Here is a 1,584-nt window from a genome sequence, read left to right on the forward strand (position 1 = left end):
CCGCTTTGAATTAAGGGTGTAGGTGCTTGATTTCAAAGGACGCATCAATACGTCCCTGTAGCTCTCTGCAACATCCCTGTTGCAGAAGCCTTTTCAATCAACCACCTACACCCACTAAAATTGGAGGGGGTGAGCAGATACTTTTGCTTAAAGCCAATCAGAACTGAAAAGCTGAGCGCGGAAGCCTATTACAGCCATCGATTGCGCTAACCACTCCGATAATTCCAGCATTTCAAGCAGATGGCAGTTTGTGTTGAAATTATTGGGAAACTACAGTAACTAAAGATAATTTAGAAAGCTTTAACCGATGAATCCGCCTAAAATTGGAAACATTAGTAATCTCGCGACCTAATAGTCTTACTTTACTTTTATTTGGAAACTACTCGCCTCAGTGTAATAAAGGGTGTAGGTGATTGATATAAAAGGCTCTTGCAACAGGGATGATGCTGATACCTACAAGTACGTATTCATGCGTCTTTTGAAATTAAGGGCCTATACCAAAAAAATGGGAAAGGTGAGCTGAAACCTTTATTTGCAGCAATTCTCAATTTAAAGGGAAAAAGGCTTTTCCCAGCCCAAAGTGACGCTGAAAATTTCAAACTGGGAATTGCTGCTTTATTTGACCTGAAGCAACAAAAAGGAAATAGCCGCATGTCTTACGATATCATTGCTTTTATTATTTGTTCCCTGCTGATACTGGCTTATTATCTCTATTTGAAGCGGCGTACCCGGCTTGATCCTGAGTCCAGCTTACATTCGTTAAATTCCAGTATCCGCGAGCAATGGGTAGCCATGGTGATGACGAGAGGGAATATGGAAATTCTGGCTATTCAAACCTTGCGCAACTCTGTCATGGCCGCAAACTTCATGGCTACAACCGCCATATTGTTGATAGTCGGAACGTTAAACCTAAGCGAAAAAATTGAGCATTGGGCACTGGCTTGGCATCCATCTCATTTGGCCGTTTCCGTATCCACCGAGTTATGGCAACTAAAATTAGGATTATTGCTGCTCAATTTTTCTATTGCCTTTTATTGTTTCTCAATGGCAATCCGCTACTTCAATCACGTCGGCTATATGATCAATGTACCCGGTGCCGGGTCTACGGATAACGCTTTGTTTAAAAAAACGTGTGCATTTTTAAACAAAGCGGGCAGTTTTTATACCTTGGGAACGCGTTCTTTCTTTTTTAGTTTGCCGATCATTTTGTGGTTTTTCGGCCCTTATTTTTTGATGCTTGGCACCATTGGACTCATTTGCGGGCTGGCTATGCTCGATAAAGTACCCAGCCAATCAGCCGGGAAATAATCTGGATTTGGCCAATATCTTTCTTTGCATTTGAACCATACCTTACCCGGTATGGAAACTAACTCAGCTACCATTCAAAAGTCTCTTTCTTGTCTATAATGGATCTAAATTATTCAAAGCCGGTATCTGCTCACCCCCTCCCATTTTATTGGGTGTAGGTGGTTGATTGAAAAGGCTTCTGCAACAGGGATGTTGCAGAGAGCTACAGGGACGTATTGATGCGTCCTTTGAAATCAAGCACCTACACCCTTAATTCAAAGCGGGCGAGTAGTTACC

1 protein-coding gene is annotated in these 1,584 nt (G+C 42.2%); it reads left to right on the forward strand.

The features are described from left to right. Positions 1 to 651 precede the first annotated feature (651 nt). Positions 652 to 1,308: a DUF599 domain-containing protein gene (locus tag Q7V32_RS17150; protein ID WP_304898205.1), complete on the forward strand. Its 657-nt coding sequence runs from the start codon at positions 652 to 654 to the stop codon at positions 1,306 to 1,308. Positions 1,309 to 1,584: the final 276 nt, after the last annotated feature.

Origin of the sequence: Methylicorpusculum sp. (assembly GCF_030651835.1) — a bacterium.
In the GTDB taxonomy this organism is placed as follows: Bacteria; Pseudomonadota; Gammaproteobacteria; order Methylococcales; family Methylomonadaceae; genus Methylicorpusculum.